The following is a 21,689-nucleotide window of genomic DNA, read 5'->3' as shown; positions in this document are numbered from 1 at the left end:
CCGGGTGAAAAGGCGGAGGCATGGCTATCTGACCGCACAATGGGTCGATCCATCGTGGTTCAATGAGTCATGGGGCAGCCAGGGGGTGGCTTGCTTGACGGACTATCCATGGCCAGTCGCCGGTGAGCTGGTACTACAGCCGAGGCTGCAAGACAGGAACGCAATGACTTCAGTGATGGCCTCCGCTCCACCGCATGCCGGCGCCGAGATTTTCGAACGCATACTGGCGGCAGCCAGTGGTCTGGTTGTGCTGGAAAGCAGAGATGTCGATGCCCACGCACTGATCGACCAGTTCCGTGCCATTGCCCGGCATACCGGACAGGCCGTCTATCTGTGGCAGCCTGATACCGGCCTGAGCAGCCTGCGTGACGTGCATGTGCGGGTTCCGGATTGCCAACGGCTGGGCAACGCACTGCGCTACATGCAGCAGAGCATGCATTTCGGTGTCTATTTCCTGGTCGGGCTGGAGTTGCCGTTATCCGCGATGAATGCCACCTTGCTGCGCCAGTTGGCCCGTGCCCCGAAGGAACACTTGCGGCGCGTCGTGTTGATCGATGCGCCAGCGGCACTGGCCGAGCATCTGGGCGCGCTGGCAGTGCGCCTGAGCAGCGAGGACAGCCAGCCGCGACGTCTGCGTCTGCGCGATGGCCGTTGGCTGGTTTGAGGCCGGATACTTTGAAGCGGACCCGCACATGAACTCTGGCATCCTGGTAGTCGCTTCACAACGCGAGTTGCGCCGCAACCTGTTCGATGCGCTTGATCAAGCGGGTTATCCGCAGATCCTCAGTGCGCGTGATGTATCGCACGCCGCAATCCTGCTGGAAGGACGGCCGTTGTTGCCACCGTTGCAGCTGATGGTGGTAGTGCTGGCTGGTGACGGGCAGCAGGCTTTGACTGTCTGCGAACAGTTGCGCCGTCTACCGGGTGGATCCGATACGCCGCTGATCGTGGTGTTGGCCGACGAAGCCACGATCAACCCCGCCGACCTTCCGGTGGGTATCACCGACTGGCTGTCGGCTGCCCAGATAAGTAACGAACTGGTCGCGCGATGGCGGCGCTCGCAAGCCGGATTGCAAAGTCCGCGCAAGGCGGTCGTGGCACCGGTCAGCAGCGCTGGCGAGGATTATCGTTACGTCTTCGACGAAAGCGACAGCGAATGGCTGATTGCCGACGCCCAGACGGGTCGTCTGCTTGAGGTCAGTCCGACGGTGGCCAGGCACAGCCGCCTGCATGCCAGTCAATGGGAAGGGCTGCTGCTTTCCGAAGTGCTGCGATTCGAGGGTGTTGCGATCGAGCAGGTACTGGCCGAGGCCGACCGCAACTGGTACCCGTGCCAGCGAAAATCGAGCCTTGGCGTCGACACCGGCCAGGCCAGCGTTCGGCGCATACGACATGCCGGGCGCGATGCGCTGGCACTGATGTTTCGCAGTGATCGCGCCGATCTGCGAGCCGAGGCTTCCTTGTCCCTGCTCTCGCGTATCTTTGCGTCGAGCAGTGGCGTCGATGCACAGATTGCCGCCGGCCGCCTGCTGTTCGACGAACTGGGACTGGACTACCTGGCCGTCTGGTCGGCGCGCCCCGACGGCGCCGATGCACCGACGCAGATATTGCAGCTGTGGAATGGCGATGATCCGGTGTGGCCGCCGGCGCAATTGCAGAGTTCATTGCAACTGGTGCTGGGCGGCAAGCCCATGCTGTATCGCGCCGATGCGAAGCGGCTGGCACCGACCGATCCATTGTTGCAGCAGCTCGACCTGGCTGGCTTTGCCGGTCTGCCGCTGTACGACGAACGCCACACGGTACTCGGTGCGATGCTGGCCGGCAGCCGCCGGGGTTTCGGCGAGATGAGCATCATCGAGCCAGTGCTGCGTTGTTCCGCAGCGCGCTTTGCGCAGGTGCTGGAACTTGGGCGTACGCGAGAGCAGGGGCGCGCGGAAGGTCTGGTCGATGCGTTGACCGGATTGCCGAACCGGCTGCTGTTCAATGACCGGTTGGACACGATCATCCGAGAAGCGACACGCAATGGCGAGTGCTTCGCGGTGCTGTTTGTCGACCTCGACCGCTTCAAGGCCATCAACGACACCTACGGCCATGCTGCCGGAGATCAGGTGTTGCGAACGGTCACGCAGCGTCTGTGCGGCAGCATCCGCGCATCGGACACGGTGGCACGCTATGCCGGCGACGAGTTCACCATCGTGTTGCGGCATATCGTGAAGAACGACGACGTGCTGCGGGTGGCTGAAAAGATCGTGCAGGTGATGGAGGTACCGTTGTTCCTCGAGGACGGCACCGAACTGCAGGTCACCGCTTCGATGGGCCTGAGCTTCTTCCCCGACGATGCGGGCGATACGGAAACCCTGCTCAAGCATGCCGATGAGGCAATGTATGCGGCCAAGCATCTCGGCCGCAACAATTTCCAGATCTTTGAGGTGAGCCCGGAGTACGCCCAGGAACACGGCATGGCGTTGAAGACCCGCCTGCGCCATGCCGAAGGCAATGGCGAGCTGCGGGTGGTATACCAGCCGCAGGTCAATACCGAGAGCGAGGACATCGTCGGGATGGAGGCGCTGGTGCGCTGGGAGCATCCTGAGTTGGGCTTGATCAGTCCGGCGGTGTTCATTCCGCTGGCCGAGGAGACTGGCCTGATCATCTCGATCGGCGAGTGGGTAATGCGCACCGCATGTCATCAGGCAAAGGAGTGGGAACAGCGTTACGGACTGCGCCTGCGGCTGGGCGTGAACCTGTCCGCCGTGCAGCTGATGGAAGCGAAACTGCTGGATACCGTGACCAGGGTGCTGAACGAGACCGGCATGGATCCCACTTTGCTGGAGCTGGAGATTACCGAGAGCATCAGCATCAAGGAAGCGCCGAATCTGGTGGAGAACCTGCATGCGCTGCACCGCTTGGGCTGCCATATCGCGATCGACGATTTCGGCACCGGTGCAGCCTCGCTGGATTACCTGCGCCGGTTGCCGGCCGATCGCATCAAGATCGACCAGAGTTTCGTGCGCAATATCGGCGTCGACCCCGACGACGAGGCGATCGTGCGTGCCACCATTGAAATGGCGCATCGCCTGAAACGTGCCGTGGTCGCTGAAGGCGTGGAAATCGAGCAGCACATGGAGTTCCTGCGCAGCCATGGTTGCGACGAACTGCAGGGATATCTGTTCTGTCGCCCGCTGCAGCCGATCAGCTTTGACAAGTTGCTGGCCGAGCGTAAACGTCTGCTGGATGTGCCGGTGGCCGAAACGGCTTGAGCCAGAGGCAGGCGTCCCCATAACAGGCATTGGCCTGTTGCCAGGTACGACGACAGGCTGACCCCTGGCAATGACAACCAGTGAACGGGCTGTGCGTTATGGTTGAGGCGCTCTCCACACATGCTGAACTTGCGCGTACGACGGCGGTCTGAGCGTCGCGCTCAGCTCCAAACACGTTCCCGCAGCGGATGACGGCATTGACGACGGATACAGCCCGGATGGGCGAAAACGAACTGGATCGCGCGTTGGTCGAGCGTGTCCAGGGTGGGGACAAACGGGCCTTCGACCTGCTGGTACTCAAGTATCAGCACAAGGTGATCGGGCTGGTTTCGCGTTACGTGAGAAGCCATGCCGAATGCGAGGACATCGCGCAAGAGTCGTTCATCCGTGCGTGGCGGGCGATTGGCTCATTCCGTGGTGACAGCGCTTTCTATACCTGGCTGTACAAGATCGCGGTGAATACCGCCAAGAACCACCTGGTGGCGATGGGTCGGCGTCCGCCGACCGACGATATCGACGCCGAGGACGCCGTGTTCATGGCCGGCGCCGAGCGCATGCACGACAGCGCCACACCGGAGCGCGAGATGATGCGCCAGGAAATTGAACAATCCGTGTTTTCCACTGTCCAAGCCTTGCCCGAAGAGCTGCGGACAGCCATCACGCTGCGCGAGGTGGATGGCCTCAGCTACGATGAAATCGCCGAAGCGATGGGCTGTCCGATCGGTACGGTGCGTTCGCGCATCTTCCGGGCGCGTGAGGCGATTGACGAGAAACTGCGGCCACTGTTGTCAGACCGCGAGGATCAGGCATGAATCAGGATATCAAGGAAAATCTTTCCGCTGGCATCGATGGCGAGTTGTCGAAGGAACAGCTGCGTTTTCTGCTGCGCCGACTCGACCACGACGTTTCGCTGCAGGAAGCCTGGGCGCGTTACCACGTCGCCCGCGATGGTTTGCGCCAGCAACTGCCGCCGATGGCTGCCCCGGGTTTTGCCGAACGTGTGATGCTGGCGATCGAACAGGAGTCGCTGCAGGTCGCTTCCGCGCGGCGACCGAGCCACTGGCTGCGTTGGTCGGCCGGTGGCGCGATTGCCGCCAGCGTGGCCGCGGCTGCGCTGATGGTCGCCCAGCCGACCGGTGATATGGAGCACGCTGCTACCGCCGCGCTGGCCAGCCAGCAGCCGAACAGTGCGATCGCCCATGCCATGCCAGCAACCAGTCGAGCGGCCAATCCTGCCGTCGTGCCACCGTGGCTGAGCGGCAATTCCGCCGGACTACTCAGCCAGCAGGCATCGGCCACGCTGGGTACACCGTTTGACGTAAACCAGCCGGTTTATACCCGCCGCCTGTCGGCTTATCCGTCACTGCGCAAGTACCGGATGCTCGACAATAAAGACGGCAGTTATTTGCTGCTGCTTGACCCGCAGCAACAAGCCACGCCGGTGGATGCACCGCGTCAGGCTGCTGGCGCACAATAAGTCGAGTCCGCGTGCTTGCCCGCGGTTTTCTCCCATCGTCTCGCTCCCGCCCGGCCCGTCATACGGGCCGGATTGATGATGAGTGCGTGGGGACGCGTTTCCGTAGCCCAAATCCATTGCGTCCGGAAGTCGTGAAATCCTGAGATCTTCCGGGCCTGGCCAATCCAACAAGGAGGAGTCATGAATCGTTCCATCTTGCATACCATGGCGTGCTGCGCGTTGATCAGCCTTGCTGCCATCAACGGAGCGCAAGCGCAGTCCGCATCAGGCGCCGCGGCGCTGCCGGATTTCACCACCATCGTGCAGAAGAACGCACCTGCAGTGGTGCACGTCGAAGCCAAGTACAGCGGCGAAAGCCAGCAATCAAATCAAGGCGTGCAAGGGCAGGCGACGCCGCCTGGTCAGGGCGATCCCGATGATCCGCAGGCCGAACTCTTCCGTCGCTTCTTTGGCATGCCGACGATGCCTTCGCCGCAGGAGCAGAAACATACCTCGCTCGGCTCGGGCTTCATTATTTCCAGCGACGGCTACATCCTCACCAACACCCATGTGGTCGATCATGCGGACAAGGTCATCGTGCGCCTGCAGGATCGGCGCACCTTGACCGCCAAGGTGATCGGCACCGACCCCACCTACGACATCGCCCTGCTCAAGATCGATGCCGGTGGCAGCCTGCCAGCCGTGAGCATCGGCGATTCGCGCAGCCTCAAGCCGGGCCAGTGGGTACTGGCGATCGGCTCGCCGTTCGGCTTCGACTACACCGTGACCCAAGGCATTGTCAGCGCGGTGGGACGCAACTTGGGCCAGCAAGATCAGCCGTATACCTCGTTCATCCAGACTGACGTGCCGATCAACCGCGGCAATTCCGGTGGTCCGCTGTTCAACCTGCAGGGCCAGGTAGTCGGCATCAATTCGCAAATCTATTCCAATACGGGTGACTATCTCGGCGTGTCGTTCTCGATCCCGATCGACGTGGCGATGAGCGCGGTGCAGCAGATCAAGGCCAAGGGTTACGTATCGCATGGCGTACTCGGGGTAACCGTGCAGCCGGTCGACGACGACATCGTCAAGGCCTTCAAGCTCGACAACGGCTCGGGTGCCGCGGTGGTCCAAGTCACTCCCGGCAGCGGCGCAGCCAAGGCGGGTATCCAGCCGGGTGACATCGTTCTCAGCTACAACGGCCAGGTATTGCAGCAGTCCGCGGATCTGCCGCCGCTGGTCGGCATGACCAAGCCGGGCAGCAAGGTACCGGTCGAGATCCTGCGCAATGGCCACCGGCAGACGCTTGAAGTCACCATCAGCGAAGCATCACGCGACCAATCCGCGGCGGGCAGGCAGAGTGCTGCAACTTCGGCGCGCAGTGGTGCCGCTGCGCTTGGCCTGACGGTACAGCCGCTGGATAGTGACACCCGCAAGCAACTGGGATTGCCGCCAGGGCAGGGTGTAGTGATCAGCGACATCAGTGGTCTGGTGGCGGCGCAATCTCCCTTGCAGGCTGGCGATGTGATCCTGATGGTCAATCAGCAGAAGATCGGCAACGTTGCCGAATTCCAGGTTGCGACGAAGGACGTGAAGCCTGGCAGCACGGTGCTGCTGCTGGTGCGTCGTGGCGATCAGAGCCAGTTCATCGGCCTGACCGTGCCAGGCGGCAAGTAGCCCACGACCGGCCGTGACAGCAGGTGTTAGGGAGGGTGTCCATCGAGGACACCCTCGCTGCGGAGTTGGACGCGACGGCAACGGCGGGTTCCATGCGATAATGCCGGGTTAGCGTCGCCTATGGCGATGTGCTGTCATGCATGGTGCGTGGTGGCAAAAACCAAGCCTTAAAGGCCGCCAGCGTTCCATGGAATTGATCCGCAACTTCTCCATCATTGCCCATATCGACCACGGCAAGTCGACCCTCGCCGACCGCATCATCCAGATCTGCGGCGGCCTGGCCGATCGCGAGATGGAAGCGCAGGTGCTGGACACCAATCCTATCGAGCGCGAGCGTGGCATCACGATCAAGGCGCAGTCGGTGTCTTTGCCGTACACAGCGCGTGACGGCAAGACCTACCAGCTGAATTTCATCGATACACCGGGCCACGTCGATTTCTCCTACGAGGTCAGCCGCTCGCTGGCCGCCTGCGAGGGTGCGCTGCTAGTGGTCGACGCGGCACAGGGCGTCGAGGCGCAGTCGGTGGCAAATTGCTACACCGCGGTGGAGCAGGGCCTGGAAGTGGTACCGGTGATCAACAAAATCGACCTGCCGACCGCCGACGTGGAAAAGGTCAAGCTCGAGATCGAGGCGGTGATCGGCGTCGATGCCACCGACGCGGTGGCGATCAGCGCCAAGACCGGCCTCAACGTGATCGAGGTGCTGGAAGCGATCATCGCGCGCATCCCGCCGCCGAAGCCGCGCGATACCGACCGGCTGCAGGCGCTGATCATCGATTCCTGGTTCGACAATTATCTCGGTGTGGTGTCGCTGGTGCGCGTCATGCAGGGCGAGATCAAGTCCGGCGACAAACTGCTGGTGATGTCGACTGGGCGGACTCATGAGGTCGGAGACGTCGGCGTGTTCACGCCCAAGCGCAAGAAGCTGGACAAGCTCGGCGCTGGCGAGGTGGGCTGGATCAACGCCTCGATCAAGGACGTGCACGGCGCGCCGGTGGGCGACACCTTGACCCATGCGGGCAAGCCAGCCGACAAGGCGTTACCCGGTTTCCAGACCATGCAACCGCGTGTGTTCGCTGGCCTGTTCCCGGTGTCGTCGGATGACTATCCGGCGATGCGTGAGGCACTGGACAAGCTTCGCCTGAACGATGCCGCGCTGTTCTTCGAGCCGGAGTCCTCCGAGGCGATGGGCTTCGGTTTCCGCTGCGGCTTCCTCGGCATGCTGCACATGGAGATCGTGCAGGAGCGGCTGGAGCGCGAATACGATCTGAACCTGATCACCACGGCGCCGACCGTGGTCTACGAGGTGCTCAAGACCGACGGTTCGATCCTGATGCTGGACAACCCTGCCAAGCTGCCGAGCAACTCCAGCCTGGTGCAGGAAATCCGCGAGCCGATCATCGTCGCCAACATCCTCACACCGCCGGAATACATCGGCAACGTGATTACCCTGTGCGAAGAGAAGCGTGGCGTGCAGCGTTCGATCCAGTACTTGGCCACCCAGGTGCAGATCAGCTACGAGATGCCGTTGGCCGAAGTGGTGATGGATTTCTTCGACCGACTGAAATCCGTCTCGCGAGGCTATGCCTCGATGGACTACCACTTCGAGCGCTTCGAAGCCGGCCCGTTCGTGCGTACCGACGTGCTGATCAACGGCGAGCGCGTCGACGCGCTGAGCCTGATCCTGCATCGCAGCCACGCCGACCGCAAAGGACGCGAACTGGTTGAGCGGATGAAGGACCTGATCCCGCGCCAGCAGTTCGACGTGGCGATCCAGGCGGCTATCGGCGCGCAAATCATCGCCCGTTCCACCGTGAAAGCCTTGCGCAAGAACGTCTTGGCCAAATGCTATGGTGGCGACGTCAGCCGCAAGAAGAAGCTTCTGGAAAAGCAGAAAGAAGGCAAGAAGCGGATGAAACAGGTCGGCCGGGTAGAGATTCCGCAGGAAGCTTTCCTGGCCGTACTGAAGGTCGACAAATAACGCACGCGATCAGCGATGATCCGACAGGTAACCTGGAGTTAAGGCATGGAATTCGATTTTTCGGCGATTCTGCTTGGCCTCACCGTGCTGTTCGGCGTGGTCTGGGGTCTGGATCGCCTGTTTCTGTACAAGCAGCGCAAGGCCCGTCTGGACGCGTCCGGCAAGGAGTACAGCGACCCGATGCCGGTAGACTGGGCGCGTTCGCTGTTCCCGGTGGTGCTGGTGGTACTGCTGTTGCGCTCGTTCGTGGCAGAACCCTTCCGGATTCCGTCGGGCTCGATGATGCCGACGCTGGACGTGGGCGATTTCATCCTGGTCAACAAGTTCGCCTATGGCCTGCGCATGCCGGCATTCAACAACAAGTTTGTGAGCCTGGCTGAGCCGAAGCGCGGCGACGTGGTGGTATTTCGCTTTCCCGGTTACCTGTGCGAGGACGGTGGCACGCTGGTTCGCAGCGGCGACATGAGCTGCGCCGATCCGCATGCACCGGTGCCACAGCAGAACTGGATCAAGCGGGTGATCGGCTTGCCTGGCGATACCATCGAGGTGCATGGCGACGATCTTGTAGTGAACGGCCAGCCAGTGACGGCCGACGAGATCGGCCCGTATCTGGGCAACCCGCAACGCAGTGTCGACCAGATCATGCTGAGCATGGGCGCCACCGTCTGGAACGAACACCTGCCAGGCCTGGGTGGCAGAACGATCAACCACACGATTGCCCGAATGCCGGCCTACACCACGCCGAACTCGATTCCCAACGACCGGGTGCCGTCCAAGGTGCCACCGGGCTGCTATCTGGTGATGGGCGACAACCGCAACGACAGCCTCGACAGCCGCTGGTGGGGCTGCATGCCGGAGCGGAACCTGGCTGGCAAAGCGTTTCTGATCTGGATGAGCTGGAAGGGTTGGGGTACCGGTGGTGTTGATTTCTCGCGGATTGGCAGCGTCATCCACTAAGCGAACCGACAGGTCAGAACGAGACGGTGTCGAACACTTCGTACACTGGGACACCAACAGTGCGAGAATCCACAGGCATAATCGGTACGCCGGATTGATCCAGTTGGAACCCGGCAGACCAACTATAGATGGGCACGCCGCACAGTCGGCATAGCGAGGGGACTATGAAATCGAAGCAGTCGGGCGTCACTCTGATCGGGTTTCTGATGATCATGGCCATCGTGGGCTTTTTCGCCTTCATGGCGATGAAGCTGTTGCCCTCGTATTCCGAATACATGGGCGTGGCCAAGGCGATGAGTCAGATTGCCAGCGAGGGTACCAATGGCAAGACGCTGGACGAGATTCGTCGCGAACTGTTTTTCAAGATGAACTTCCAGTACGTCGACGATGCCACCATCAAACCGGCGGATATCACCATCCAGCGCGATACCGGTGGCGCCAATCAGCTGCACGTGGCCTATGACAAGAAAATTCCATTCATGTACAACATTGATTTCCTGCTGCACTTTGAAAAAAGCGTACCGCTGCAGGGCAACCTGGGCGAGTAATCCTTGAAGCTGCCTTACCGTTTTCGCGACCCTGCACTGGCGCAGCTGGCACTTACCCACCGCAGCATTGGCAAACCGAACAATGAGCGACTGGAGTTTCTCGGCGACGCGCTGCTTGGGGCGGTGATCGCCGAGATGTTGTACGAGGTACACCCCAAGGCCAGCGAGGGCGAGCTGTCCAGGTTGCGCGCGCAACTGGTCAACGGCCAGGAGCTTGCGGTGGTGGCGCGTGAACTGGAGCTGGGCGACGAGTTGAAACTCGGCGCAGGCGAGCTGAAGAGCGGCGGTTTCCGGCGTGACTCGATTCTTGCCGATGCCTTCGAGGCATTGGTGGCGGCGGTGTATCTGGATAGCGGTTTCGACACCTGCCGCCATGTTGTACGTGAGTTGTTTGGCGAGCGGATCGCGGTATTGCGGCGATCTTCCAAGGACGCCAAGACCCGGTTGCAGGAGTGGTTACAGGCCGGTAGCTGGCCGTTGCCACAGTACGAGCTGACTGCCAGTCATGGCGAAGATCATGCCAAGACGTTCGATGTCAGCTGCACGATCAGCGAACCGCTGCCGGTCAGTGTCGAGGCCCGCGGCGGCAGTCGCCGGGCCGCCGAGCAGGATGCGGCCGAAATCGTGTTGAACCAGCTGCTGGAACAGCATCGCAAACCCTGATTTTCCTTGTTTCGCCAGCCCGCACGGCGGCATGGCATCGCAGCTGCCAGGCTGTGCCACGCGTGCCAGTGTCTGCCATTTCCGGCAAAGCACTACACTTGCCATCCGACTTGCCGAGCACCTCACACCATGAACCACGAACTGGAATCCGCCGCCGGCACCTTGCCGCACGAGAATTTTCGCTGCGGCATGGTCGCGCTGGCCGGACGCCCCAACGTGGGCAAGTCCACCCTGCTGAATGCGTTGATCGGCTTTCGCCTGTCGATCGTCAGCCCGCGACCGCAGACCACCCGTCATCGCATTCTCGGCATTGCCAACAGTGAGGCGGGGCAGATCATGTACGTGGATACGCCAGGGCTGCATCGCGGCGCCAAGCGGGCGATGAACCGCAGCCTGAATCGTGCGGCTCGTTCTGCCATCAATGACGTCGATCTGGCGGTGCAGGTGATCGAGGCCGGCCGCTTCACCGACGAGGACGAGGCGCTGTACGCCGCCCTGGTCGAGCAGTCGTCGCCGCGGTTCCTGGTGATCAACAAGGTCGACCTGAACAAGGACAAGACGGTGATGCTGCCGTTCGTGGCCGATCTGGTGGCCAAGCACAGCTACGACGAGATCCACTACGTCAGCGCGCTCAAGGCGCAAGGTCTGAAGGAGCTGGAACAGGCGATCCTGAAGCGACTACCGGTACAGCCACCGGTATACGGCGAAGACGAGATCACCGACCGCAGCGAGCGCTTCCTTGCCGCCGAGATGGTGCGTGAGCAGCTGATGCTGCGGCTCGATCAGGAACTGCCGTACGCGACCACGGTGGAGATCGAGCAATTCAGCGACCGCCCGGACGGCATTGCCGAAATCCACGCGATCATCTGGGTCGAACGCGATGGCCAGAAAGCGATCGTGATCGGCAACGGTGGCGCCCAGCTCAAGGCGATCGGCACCAGCGCGCGGCGCCACATGGAGCGCATGTTCGAGCGCAAGGTGTTCCTCAAGCTGTGGGTGAAAGTGCGTGAGGGCTGGGTCGACGACGAGAACATGCTGAAGAAGTTCGGCTATACCGATTAGGAGTGAGAGTTGAGGAGTGAGAAGTTAGAGATGGGGCAAGAAGAGCGGTTGCGGCTGAGGAAGCATCGCCGCCCCGGCTTTTTCTCTCACTTCTCACTTCTCATTCCTCACTCCTGATTTTTCATGCGCCTCGAACAGCAACCCGGTTATGTCCTGCATGCGCGGCCATATCGCGAGACATCGTTGCTGCTGGAATGCCTGACCCGCGAGCACGGTCGGTTGGGCGTGGTGGCACGTGGGGTGCGCGGCGAACGCAGTCGCCTGCGACGCGCCCAGCTTGAGCCGTTTCAGCCGCTGGCACTGGATCTGCTGCTGCGCGGCGAGCTGGCCACGCTGACTGCGGTCGAGGCAGCCGCTACACCGTTACGCTTGATCGGCGACGCCGGGCTGGCCGGGCTCTATCTCAACGAACTGGTCGTACGCCTGACCGAACGGCAGGATCCGTTTCCGTTGCTGTTCGACGCTTACGCGCAGACGCTGGTACGGCTGGCCCACGGCGATCCGCTGGCGTGGAGCCTGCGCCGGTTCGAGCGCGACCTGCTGGAGGCGATCGGCTACGGCCTGCAGTTGCAATACGAACTGGAGACCGGCGAGCCGCTGGAGCCGGATGCGCACTATCGCTACCTGGTCGAACAGGGGGCCGTGCGCTGTGCCGCGGGCCATGCGCAAGCCCTGCGCGGCGGCGATCTATTGGCGCTGGCACAGGATCAGCCACCCGACAACACCGGCCTGAAAAGCCTGCGTGACCTGATGCGCGAAGTCATCCGTTTTCATCTGGGCGGTGGGGAACTGCGCGCCTGGCGGGTACTGGCAATGGCGGTATCACGTCGCTGAGGGTACTGCGAGAAGCCTGTTAGCGATCCAGCGCTTGCAAGGTGGCCAGTAGCGTCTTGCGAAAGCGGGCCAGTGCCGCGTGGGTCGCATCGTGTTGCGACAGCTGTTGCTGCATCCACACGGTCTGCGTCGCCAGCGCGGCAGCGCCGCAGAATCCGCAGGATGAACGCAGACGGTGCAGCCGCTCGCCGAAGCCTGCGCGGTCGCGGCTCAGTGGTTCCAGTTCCTGTTCAAGCTGGACCAGTTCTTCGCGCAACAGCAGCCGCAGCGCACGCATGGTGCAGGTGTCGCCGGTACTGGTCAGGGCAGCCTGATCATCGAGTACGTATGCCTGGTGCCGTTCCGGCTGAACCAGCGCCAGCATGCGTTGCAGGTCAGCCACGCTGCAGGGCTTGAGCAGGATTTCGCTGAATCCGGCGGCAAACAGCGACTGGCGATCGCGCGGTGCCAGTTCTGCGGTGGTGGCAACGGCAATGCTTTCCGCCGAGTGTGCCCCTGCGTCTCCACGCAGCGCGGAGAGAACCTGCAGCCCGCCCGCACCCGGCATGCGGCAATCCAGCAGCAGCAGGTCGAAAGCCTCGGCACGGGCCTGCGCCAGTGCCGTCGTGCCATCGCGGCAGGCCTGCGCCTGCGCGCCAAGCGAGCGGAGTCCATCGCACAGGAAACGGCAGCTGGCGGGGTCGTCGTCCGCCACCAGTACCCGAGGATGAAGGATGGGTTTGGGGTCGATTTGCAGGGTGTCGGGATGGTTGGGCATGACGAAATCCGTGTCGTTCAGCTTTATTTGGCAGAATGGCGCGACATGCGTTCCACATCAAGCCATCTTTTGCTGTGTTGCTGCCTGCTGCTGGCGATCGGCTGGGTCATGCCTGCGCGGGCCGATGTGCTGCTGACCGCCAAGTCGGTCAACGTGCCGGGTGCCCGCTTGCAGCAGGTGACGGTCAGGATCGGAGAGGGTGCCGCGAATGGGCTCCATCTGCAGCTGAGTGCGACACAGGCGGATGTGCCGGCCATGGGCTGGCGGCGGTTGGGCCTGACGCTCGACGGTGGCCTGCAGCGCGACGAGCGCCTGCGCTGGATTTTCGATGGCAGCATGCATCTGGCTGGTGCGCAAGGCGGGGCACTCAGCGATGCTCATGTGAACATCCAGCTGAGTGAGTCAGCGAACACCTTGCTGGTCGATATTCTGCAGGGCAAGACCCAAGCCAATACCGCGTTGCCGCTGGATCAGCTCAGCCATGCGCAGATCAGCCTGAAGAACCTTCCTGCCGGCTGGCTGCAGGGTCTGCTCGGCACGGTATGGAGCGGCCGTCCTACCGCTGGTCGGCTTGATGCCGAGCTGGCCCTGGACGTGCGTGATGCAGGTCTGCAGTCATCCGGGCAGTTCACCCTCAATGGCGTCGGCTTCGATACCCCGACTGGTACGCTGGCTGGGCAGGGCATGAACGGCAACGGTCGGTTCAGTCTCGATACCACTGGCGGCCCGGCATCGATCGACCTTGATGCCAGCCTGCATGGGGGCGAGTTGTTGCTGGGTCCGCTCTACGCGAAATTGCCGGCTCACTCGGTGCAGCTTGGCTTGCACGCCAATGTACAGGGCGGTGCCTTCGATTTGCAGCGGTTGCGGGTGAGCGATGCGGATGCGCTGCAGCTGGACGGCGCACTCGCGTTCGATGCCAAGGGCGAGCTTAAGACACTGAAATTGGATCACCTGCATGCCAGTTTCCCGGCAGCCTACCAGAGCTACGCCCAGGCGTGGTTGAACACGCTGGGCCTGCGCGACATGAGCATTGCCGGTGAGTTGGACGGTAGTCTGGATCTGCGTGCGGATGGCTTGCACAGCTTTGCGTTCAACACCGATAGCCTGAACTTGGCCGAGCCGGATGGTCGTCTGGGGATCGACGGCTTGCGTGGCGGCCTGGACTGGGCGGTGCAGGACGAAAGGCCTGCAACCACCCTTGGCTGGCGCAGCCTGCAGTTCTACCGGATCAGCAACGGTGCCGCACAGTCGCAATGGCAAAGCCGCGGCGGCACGCTCGGCCTGCGCCAACCATTGGAAGTGCCAGTGCTGAAGGGGCAGCTGCGAGTCGGTGAGCTGGATTGGCGCCCAGCGGCGGCGAAAGGTCAGCGACTGGAAACCTCACTGGTACTGACCGGAGTTGACATGGCTGCCTTCAGCCATGCCATGGGCTGGCCGGCGTTCCCCGGCACGTTAGGTGGTGCAATCCCTTCGCTGCGCTGGGTCGACGATCGCTTCGAGCTGCAGGGCGGCCTGTCGGCCAGCCTGTTTGGTGGCTTTGTCGATATCACCCGGCTTTCGTTGCAACAACCATTCGGATCGAGTCCGGTATTGAATGGTGACATCGCCTTGAATCAGCTCGATCTGGGCGCGATCACCAGCGTGTTCGACTTCGGCAACATGACCGGTCGGCTGGACGGCTCGATCGACGACCTGCGCCTGGTCAACTGGAACCCGGTGGCGTTCAAGGCGAACCTGCTTGCCGGCAACGGTGGGCGCATCAGCCAGCGCGCGGTAAACAACCTCACCACAGTTGGCGGTGGCGGTATTGCCGGCGGCTTGCAGGGTGCCGTGCTGAAACTGTTCAAGACCTTTGGCTACAAACGCATCGGTCTCGGTTGCATGCTGCAGGGGGCGGTCTGCCAGATGAGTGGGCTGGAGGCCAATGGCGACGGTTACACTATCGTCGAAGGCAGTGGCTTGCCGCGCTTGCAGGTCATCGGTCACCAGGCCCAGGTCGACTGGCCGACCCTGGTACGGCGGCTTCGCGATGCCATCAATGGCACGGCACCGGAAATCCACTGACGGACCGACGTTGCGTGCTTCCCTCACTGTGTTTTGACCGCTGGAGTCTGTCATGCGCAAGCTTGTCTACGTCATCCTGACCTCACTGGCCGTGGCGTTGGTCGGCTGCGTCACCATCAATGTGTATTTCCCGGAAGCAGCGGCGCAGAAAGCCGCTGATCAGTTCATCGGCAATGTGCTGGATGATGCCGGGCAAGCCACGCCACCGGCTTCGAAACAGCAGAAACCCGCCACGGACAACCATGGCCAGCCGCCGTCGGCGATGCTGCTCGATCTGCTGATCCCGGCTGCGTACGCGGCCGATACGCCGAACATCCGCATCCAGACCAGTACCACCGAGGCGATCGGAGAGCGTACCCGCCAGCGCTTTCAGGGTGAACTCGGTGCGCTACTCGACAGTGGCGCCGTCGGTTTCACCAACGACGGCATGGTAGCCATGCGCGACCCTGCCAAGGTGCCGCTCAGCCAGCGCGCCCAGGCCAGTGCCACGGTGGCCGACGAGAACCGCGACCGTGCAGCGCTGTACCGCGAGGTCGCCAATGCCAACAACCACCCGGAGTGGGAGCCGCAGATTCGTGCCACGTTCGCCAAGGGCTGGATCGAGAAAGCCCACGCAGGCTGGTACTACCAGGATGCCGCTGGAGCCTGGCAGAGAAAGTAAGCCATGGCGTCAACCGATGGGCGCCATCCGGGCCGATCTGTGATAATCGGCGGCCAGCCAGTACGGCCTCATTCGTTCAAGCCTCATGTCCCGATCCAACTCTGTTCCGTCGACTCCCTTTGAAGCGGTCATCACCGATCTCAGCCACGACGGTCGCGGTGTAGCCCGTATCGATGGCAAGACGGTGTTTGTCAGCGGTGCGCTGCTGGGCGAACAGGTAATGGCCAAGTTGCGCAAGCGTCATCGCCACTTCGACGAAGCCGAAGTGGTCGAACTGATCACCCGCTCGCCGCATCGGGTGGAGCCACGTTGTCGCCACTTCGGTCAGTGCAGTGGCTGCTCGCTGCAGCACCTGGATGCCGAGTCGCAGATCGCCACCAAGCAACGCGTGCTGGCGGAGAACTTCGAGCGCATCGGCAAGGTGGCGCCGCAGTCGTGGCTGCCGCCGCTTACCGGCGAACCTTGGGGCTACCGGCGCAAGGGTCGCCTGTCGGTGCGCAACGTGGTGAAGAAGGGCCGCGTTCTGGTGGGCTTCCGCGAAGAGGAGAACCCGCGTTTCGTCGCCGATATCCAGCAATGCGAAGTGATGCATCCGGCGTTGGGTCCGAAAGTCGGCCTGCTCGCCGAGCTGCTCAACGGCATGGATGCGGCCAACGACATCCCGCAGATCGAGTTTGCCGGTGGCGACGACACCATGGCGCTGGTATTCCGCCACATGCAGCCCTTGAGCGAGCGCGACCTGGCGGCGTTGACCGCCTTCGGTCAGCAGCACGAACTGGCGATCTACCTGCAGCCAGGTGGCAACAGCAGCGTGCATCCACTGTGGCCCGAACAGCCGCGACTGGCTTTCCGCATTGCCAGCGGCGATGCGCATATCGATGACGTCGAACTGGAATTCCTGCCGCTCGACTTCGTGCAGGTCAATGCCGACATGAACCAGCGCATGATGGCGCGCACGCTGGAGCTGCTTGATCTGCAGCCGACTGATCGCGTGCTCGACCTGTTCTGCGGTCTGGGCAACTTCACCTTGCCGATCGCCCGTCGCGTGGCTGAAGTGGTCGGCGTGGAAGGCGAGCACGGGCTGGTCGAGCGTGCCGCGCAGAATGCCGCGCGCAACGGCATTGCGAATGCGCACTTCCATGTCGCCAACCTGTTCGAGGATCAACGCGACGCCGACTGGGCGCGGCAGCCATGGGACAAGGTGCTGCTCGATCCACCGCGTGCGGGTGCTGACAAAGTGCTGGAATACCTGCCGCACAAACAGACGCGGCGCATTGTGTATGTATCCTGCCATCCAGCCTCGCTGGCGCGTGACGCCGGCATCCTGGTGAATCAGCACGGCTTCAAGCTGATATCAGCGGGCGTGATGGACATGTTTCCGCATACCGCGCATGTCGAATCCATCGCGCTATTTGAAAGATAAGAAGCATGGGCATCGAGATCGAACGCAAGTTTCTCCTCGCCAGCGATGATTGGCGTGGGGCCATTGAGCGCAGCGAGCCGATTGCGCAGGGCTATCTGGTCGGTGCGCAGGCGCTACGCGATGGCAGCGCGCGTGCTTCGGTGCGTGCCCGCCTCGCCGGCGAACAGGCGTGGCTTAATATCAAGGCAGCCACGCTTGGCATCGAGCGAGCCGAGTTCGAGTACGCGATACCGGCGTCTGATGCCAGGACCTTGCTGGATACGCTGTGCGATGGCGTGCTGGAAAAGGTCCGCCATCATGTCCGGGTCGATGGCGTGCTGTTCGAGATCGACGAATTTCTCGGCGACAACGCGGGGCTGACCGTTGCCGAGGTCGAGCTTCCGGCTGTTGATGCACCTTTCCCGCGACCGGCGTGGCTGGGTCGCGAAGTGAGTGCACTGCCGCGCTACTACAACGTCAACCTGATCGCGCACCCGTACCGGCAATGGTCGCTGGCCGAGCGCGCTGCCGAGGATGCCGCATGCTGATGATCGGCGTGGCCGGACTGCAACTGGCCGAACACGAAAAGCACTGGCTCACGGCGCCAGGAGTCGCCGGCGTGCTGCTGTTTGCGCGCAATTACCAATCGCGCGAACAGTTGATCGCCCTGTGCGAATCGATTCGCGAGACAGGCGGTGACGAACTGCTGATTGCGGTCGATCAGGAGGGCGGCCCCGTTCAACGTTTCCGTGAAGACTTCACCCGCCTGCCGCCGTTGGCGGCAATCGGCGCGGTTTACGACCGCGATCCCGGCGAGGCGGTGCGTCTGGCCGAAGAACACGCCTGGGTGATGGCCAGCGAGTTGCGCGCCAGCGGCGTCGATTTCAGCTTTGCGCCGGTGGTGGATCTGGCCCGCGGCAATGCGGCGATCGGCCTGCGTGCCTTCCATGCCGACCCGGCAGTGACTGCCGAGCTGGCGCAGGCCTATGTGCGTGGCATGCATCTGGGTGGCATGGCTGCGGTGCTCAAGCACTTCCCGGGGCATGGCTCGGTCGCCACCGATACGCACAAGGCGCAGGCGATCGATCCGCGCAGCCTCGAGCAGATCCGTCGCGACGACCTGCTGCCGTTTGCCGAGTGCATCGAGGCGCGGGTAGAGGCGGTGATGATGGCGCACGTGATCTACCCTGCCGTGGACAGCCAGCCAGCTGGTTATTCGAAGGTGTGGATCGGGCAGATCCTGCGCGGCGAGCTGGGCTTTGCCGGCGCGGTGATAAGCGACGACATCAGCATGGCCGCCGCGGGCGCTGCTGGCAGCGTGGGTGAACGGGTAAGAGCACACCTGGACGCCGGCTGCGATCTGGTACTGGCCTGTTTCCCCGACGTGGTGGACGAGGCGATCGCCGCAATGCAGGGCGATGTCGCAGCGATGCCACCGCAGCTTGCTGCCATGCGTGGTGCCTTGGGTGCGAGCTGGGAAGGTCTCACCAATAACCCGCAGCGCGATCGTTTCGTCGCGCGCATCACGGCGTTGAATGCCGATCGAGGAATCGCATGAACACCCCAATACCTTCGCTTGCCGATGCGCTGGCACAGTCGGATCTTCTGCACGAGCGCGACGAACTGGAGACCGTGATAGCCGACATCGGTCGCCGGATCGACGCTGCACTGGACGGCGAACGCGCGGTCTTCCTTACCGTGATGAACGGCGCATTGATTTTTGCCGGTCAGCTGGCGCTGGCGATCCGCACCGACCTGGAATTCGACTACGTGCACGCGACGCGTTATCGCGGTGCGACCTCCGGCAGCGATCTGCACTGGCTGCGCGCGCCGCTGGTGCCGCTGGCCGGTCGCGTGGTGCTGCTGGTCGACGACATTCTCGATGAGGGCCACACGCTCAAGGCCGTGCGTGACGATTGCTATCGGCGCGGTGCAAAGCGCGTGCTGATCGCCAGCCTGTGCACCAAGCGGCATGATCGCCTCGCAGAAGGCATCGCCTCCGATTTCAATGGCGTCGAACTGCCGGATCGCTACGTATTCGGCTATGGCATGGACTACCACGAGCAGGGACGCAACCTGCCGGGCATCTATGCCTTGAAGGAGACTGCAGCATGAGCACGATCGATCTTGCCGTGATCGGCGGCAGCGGCCTGTACAAGTTTCCTGGCCTGGAAAATGTCACGCGGCATACCGTAGACACGCCGTACGGCGCTGCCTCGGGCGACGTGGTGATCGGTGACTTCGCTGGTCGGCGCGTGGCCTTCCTCGCGCGTCATGACGAGAGCCATACCCTGCCGCCGCATCGGGTGAACTACCGCGCCAACCTGTGGGCGCTGCACAGCCTGGGCGCGCGGCGGGTGATCGGCGTCAATGCGGTAGGCGGTATCCGTGGCGACATGGGACCGCGGGTGATCGTGGTGCCCGACCAGTTGATCGACTACACGCATGGCCGCTTTACCAGCTTCTGTGACGTCGACGGTGCCGAGGTGAAGCACATCGATTTCAGCGAGCCGTACACCGAGTCCCTGCGCCAGCGCTTGCTGGCGGCGGCGCGTGAAGCAAATATCGGGGTGATCGGCAGCGGCTGCTATGGCGCCACCCAGGGGCCGCGGCTGGAGACCCGCGCCGAGATCGCGCGGATGAAACGCGACGGCTGCGATCTGGTCGGCATGACCGGCATGCCCGAGGCATCGCTGGCGCGTGAGCTGGAGCTGGAATACGCCTGTCTCGCACTGGTGGCGAACTTCGCTGCTGGTTGTGGTGATGAGGCGGAGATCAGCATCGACGAGATCTTTGCGCATCTGGCGGCAGCCACGGCCGAGGTGCCGCGTATCCTCGCGGCGATGCTGAAAAGCTGAGTACAGCATCGGGCTTTGCCGGATCGGTGCATCGCTGCATATTGCGTTCAACCTGAACAAGTTGGTACTTTCCCTTCGCCGGGACGGCGAACCAGCGGGGGGATAGTGGTTCTGCAAGGGAAGCTCGGCGCACCCAATCCATGATCCAGAGGTTCACGCAATGAGTTTCGGTACGGTCAAGTGGTTTAACGACGCCAAGGGCTTTGGTTTCATCGCGCCTGAGGACGGGGGAGCGGACGTTTTCGTCCATTTTTCGGCGATCACCAGCAAGGGCTTCCGCAGCCTGCAGGAAGGCCAGCGCGTACAGTTCGAAATTACCCAGGGGCCGAAGGGTGCCCAGGCTTCAGCTGTCGAAGCTGCCTGATCAGCCAGTCATACGTTGTGATGCAAAAATAAACCCCGCATCCTGTGCGGGGTTTTTTGTTTTCCGTAACAGGAGGATGGAATGACCGACCGCAGAAATTTTCTCAAGAACTCCCTGCTGGGAGCCACCGCCTCGGTACTGGCATGGGGCGGCAAGTTGAGTGCCGCCGCACCGGAGTCCCGCGCGCCAGTGGCATCGGGCGCAGCACGGGTGATCTCGACCTGGGATTTCGGCGTGGCGGCAAACCAGGCGGCGTGGACGATTCTTGGCGCGGGCGGCCATGCGCTGGACGCGGTCGAGGCCGGTGCGAGGGTGCCCGAGGCCGACCTGAAAAACCACAGCGTCGGCAGGGCCGGTTATCCGGATCGGGACGGCCACGTCACCCTCGATGCCAGCATCATGGATCACAACTACAACTGCGGCGCGGTCGCCGCGATCGAACACATCGCGCACCCGATCTCGGTGGCACGGCGGGTGATGGAGCGCACCCCGCACGTGCTGCTGGTCGGCGAAGGTGCGTTGCAATTTGCGCTGGAACAGGGCTTCAAGAAAGAAGAACTGCTCACGCCGGAGTCCGACAAGGCCTGGCACGAATGGCTGAAGACGGCGAAGTACAACCCGTCGATCAACAGCGAAGTGCACGACTACGGCAAGGGCGGTACCACCGGCATGCCCGGCGGCGCCAACAACCACGACACCATCGGCATGCTGGCGATCGACGCGCAGGGACGCATGGCCGGCGCGTGCACCACCAGCGGCATGGCGTGGAAGATGCGTGGCCGCGTCGGCGACAGCCCGATCATCGGCGCCGGCCTGTACGTCGATGGCGAGATCGGCGGCGCCACCTCCACCGGCGTGGGCGAGGAAGTGATCCGCAACGCCGGCAGCTTCCTGGTGGTCGAGCTGATGCGCCAGGGCCGCTCACCGCAGGAAGCCTGCAAGGAGGCGGTAATGCGCATCGTCAAGCGTCGCCTGGAGGCATCCAAAACCATACAGGTCGGTTTTCTGGCGATGAACCGCGCAGGCGAGGTCGGCGCATACGCCATCCAGCACGGTTTTTCCTACGCCGTGTGCGATGCGAAGAAGCAGGATGGCCTGATCCCGTCGCTAAGTCTCTACACCACGAGTTATTCATGATCCCGTTC

At 62.7% G+C, this 21,689-nt stretch carries 21 protein-coding genes; 20 read left to right on the top strand and 1 reads right to left on the bottom strand.

All coding sequences use genetic code 11. The features are described 5' to 3' along the window. Positions 1 to 163 precede the first annotated feature (163 nt). From GSQ75_RS04660 to recO, 11 genes are all read left to right on the top strand, one after another. The gene (locus tag GSQ75_RS04660) at positions 164 to 664 is read left to right on the top strand and encodes a hypothetical protein (protein WP_158753330.1); all 501 of its coding nucleotides are present in this window, start codon (positions 164 to 166) and stop codon (positions 662 to 664) included. Between the two features lie 28 nt (positions 665 to 692). Beyond that, on the top strand, positions 693 to 3,257 hold the full coding sequence (locus tag GSQ75_RS04655) for a bifunctional diguanylate cyclase/phosphodiesterase (RefSeq protein ID WP_158753329.1): 2,565 nt from the start codon (positions 693 to 695) through the stop codon (positions 3,255 to 3,257). A gap of 218 nt (positions 3,258 to 3,475) precedes the next feature. Next, complete coding sequence (rpoE, locus tag GSQ75_RS04650) at positions 3,476 to 4,069, top strand: RNA polymerase sigma factor RpoE (RefSeq protein WP_174236690.1); 594 nt, start codon at positions 3,476 to 3,478, stop codon at positions 4,067 to 4,069. Beyond that, entirely contained in the window at positions 4,066 to 4,734 is a 669-nt protein-coding gene (locus GSQ75_RS04645; protein WP_158753327.1) for a sigma-E factor negative regulatory protein, read from the top strand. Before rpoE ends, GSQ75_RS04645 begins: the two co-directional genes overlap by 4 nt. Before the next feature lie 180 nt (positions 4,735 to 4,914). Further along, positions 4,915 to 6,390, top strand: a complete 1,476-nt coding sequence (locus tag GSQ75_RS04640; RefSeq protein ID WP_158753326.1) for a DegQ family serine endoprotease — start codon at positions 4,915 to 4,917, stop codon at positions 6,388 to 6,390. A 187-nt stretch (positions 6,391 to 6,577) separates the two neighbouring features. Beyond that, a complete protein-coding gene (gene lepA / locus GSQ75_RS04635; protein WP_158753325.1) occupies positions 6,578 to 8,371 on the top strand; it encodes a translation elongation factor 4 in 1,794 nt (597 codons plus the stop codon). A gap of 45 nt (positions 8,372 to 8,416) precedes the next feature. After that, positions 8,417 to 9,328, top strand: a complete 912-nt coding sequence (gene lepB / locus GSQ75_RS04630) for a signal peptidase I (protein WP_158753324.1) — start codon at positions 8,417 to 8,419, stop codon at positions 9,326 to 9,328. A gap of 164 nt (positions 9,329 to 9,492) precedes the next feature. Then, entirely contained in the window at positions 9,493 to 9,876 is a 384-nt protein-coding gene (locus GSQ75_RS04625) for a DUF4845 domain-containing protein (protein ID WP_158753323.1), read from the top strand. Positions 9,877 to 9,879: 3 nt separating this feature from the next. Beyond that, positions 9,880 to 10,539, top strand: a complete 660-nt coding sequence (rnc, locus tag GSQ75_RS04620) for a ribonuclease III (RefSeq protein ID WP_158753322.1) — start codon at positions 9,880 to 9,882, stop codon at positions 10,537 to 10,539. A gap of 129 nt (positions 10,540 to 10,668) precedes the next feature. Next, positions 10,669 to 11,601, top strand: a complete 933-nt coding sequence (gene era, locus GSQ75_RS04615; protein WP_158753321.1) for a GTPase Era — start codon at positions 10,669 to 10,671, stop codon at positions 11,599 to 11,601. A 123-nt stretch (positions 11,602 to 11,724) separates the two neighbouring features. Continuing rightward, positions 11,725 to 12,435 carry a DNA repair protein RecO gene (gene recO / locus GSQ75_RS04610; RefSeq protein ID WP_158753320.1) on the top strand — a complete coding sequence of 237 codons (711 nt, stop codon included), beginning with the start codon at positions 11,725 to 11,727 and terminating at the stop codon, positions 12,433 to 12,435. Between the two features lie 19 nt (positions 12,436 to 12,454). Here the strand turns inward: recO and GSQ75_RS04605 are convergent, their stop codons facing one another. Then, a complete protein-coding gene (locus GSQ75_RS04605) occupies positions 12,455 to 13,192 on the bottom strand; it encodes a response regulator (RefSeq protein WP_158753319.1) in 738 nt (245 codons plus the stop codon). A gap of 45 nt (positions 13,193 to 13,237) precedes the next feature. Here GSQ75_RS04605 and GSQ75_RS04600 point away from each other — a divergent pair, with 45 nt between their 5' ends. The 9 genes from GSQ75_RS04600 (at position 13,238) to GSQ75_RS04560 (ending at position 21,681) form a co-directional block, all read left to right on the top strand. Beyond that, positions 13,238 to 15,259: a hypothetical protein gene (locus GSQ75_RS04600; RefSeq protein ID WP_158753318.1), complete on the top strand. Its 2,022-nt coding sequence runs from the start codon at positions 13,238 to 13,240 to the stop codon at positions 15,257 to 15,259. A gap of 52 nt (positions 15,260 to 15,311) precedes the next feature. After that, positions 15,312 to 15,920 (top strand): YdbL family protein, encoded by a 609-nt coding sequence (locus GSQ75_RS04595; protein WP_158753317.1) that lies wholly within the window; start codon positions 15,312 to 15,314, stop codon positions 15,918 to 15,920. A gap of 85 nt (positions 15,921 to 16,005) precedes the next feature. Next, positions 16,006 to 17,343: a 23S rRNA (uracil(1939)-C(5))-methyltransferase RlmD gene (rlmD, locus tag GSQ75_RS04590; RefSeq protein ID WP_158753316.1), complete on the top strand. Its 1,338-nt coding sequence runs from the start codon at positions 16,006 to 16,008 to the stop codon at positions 17,341 to 17,343. A 5-nt stretch (positions 17,344 to 17,348) separates the two neighbouring features. After that, the gene (locus GSQ75_RS04585; protein WP_158753315.1) at positions 17,349 to 17,870 is read left to right on the top strand and encodes a CYTH domain-containing protein; all 522 of its coding nucleotides are present in this window, start codon (positions 17,349 to 17,351) and stop codon (positions 17,868 to 17,870) included. Continuing rightward, the gene (gene nagZ, locus GSQ75_RS04580; RefSeq protein WP_158753314.1) at positions 17,864 to 18,880 is read left to right on the top strand and encodes a beta-N-acetylhexosaminidase; all 1,017 of its coding nucleotides are present in this window, start codon (positions 17,864 to 17,866) and stop codon (positions 18,878 to 18,880) included. Before GSQ75_RS04585 ends, nagZ begins: the two co-directional genes overlap by 7 nt. Then, positions 18,877 to 19,437: a hypoxanthine-guanine phosphoribosyltransferase gene (locus GSQ75_RS04575; RefSeq protein WP_158753313.1), complete on the top strand. Its 561-nt coding sequence runs from the start codon at positions 18,877 to 18,879 to the stop codon at positions 19,435 to 19,437. Before nagZ ends, GSQ75_RS04575 begins: the two co-directional genes overlap by 4 nt. Next, the gene (locus GSQ75_RS04570) at positions 19,434 to 20,180 is read left to right on the top strand and encodes an S-methyl-5'-thioinosine phosphorylase (protein WP_158753312.1); all 747 of its coding nucleotides are present in this window, start codon (positions 19,434 to 19,436) and stop codon (positions 20,178 to 20,180) included. Before GSQ75_RS04575 ends, GSQ75_RS04570 begins: the two co-directional genes overlap by 4 nt. A 160-nt stretch (positions 20,181 to 20,340) precedes the next feature. After that, entirely contained in the window at positions 20,341 to 20,544 is a 204-nt protein-coding gene (locus GSQ75_RS04565) for a cold-shock protein (RefSeq protein ID WP_158753311.1), read from the top strand. Positions 20,545 to 20,625: 81 nt separating this feature from the next. After that, a complete protein-coding gene (locus GSQ75_RS04560; protein WP_158753310.1) occupies positions 20,626 to 21,681 on the top strand; it encodes a N(4)-(beta-N-acetylglucosaminyl)-L-asparaginase in 1,056 nt (351 codons plus the stop codon). Positions 21,682 to 21,689: the final 8 nt, after the last annotated feature.

Source organism: Dyella sp. S184 (genome assembly GCF_009766065.1).
In the GTDB taxonomy this organism is placed as follows: domain Bacteria; phylum Pseudomonadota; class Gammaproteobacteria; order Xanthomonadales; family Rhodanobacteraceae; genus Rhodanobacter.
Note: the sequence above shows the minus strand (reverse complement) of the source record. Positions and strands in the feature narration are given on the sequence as shown.